This window comes from Peribacillus sp. SIMBA_075, from assembly GCF_046534585.1.
In genome coordinates, this window is sequence record NZ_JAWRYN010001343.1 from 1 (window position 1) to 245 (window position 245).

The 245-nt window shown below is 37.1% G+C and carries 1 protein-coding gene; it reads right to left on the reverse strand.

The features are described from left to right. Nucleotides 1-76 precede the first annotated feature (76 nt). Nucleotides 77-245, reverse strand: a 169-nt coding sequence (gene sirA, locus SB775_RS32710) for a sporulation inhibitor of replication protein SirA (protein WP_410865459.1), incomplete at its 5' end; no start/stop codon positions are given.

Consider the following 245-nt stretch of genomic DNA (forward strand, 5'->3'; position numbering starts at 1 on the left):
CTCCTTCATGTTGTCTCGTATAAAGTGTACTAAACAAAAGGCTATTATACAACATTTCACGTTCAATTTTATTTTTTTAAACAAAATTCCTCACTTTTACCGGATTGAGCCACCCGTGCTTCTTTGATCCAAAGTCCATGGCAAGGAAGCAAGGACTGATTTTTCTCAGCACTTCAAAAAACACCGCTTCTGCCTCATAACTACCTGTGGCAGACATTTGAATATAACGATCTTTGATGATGAAT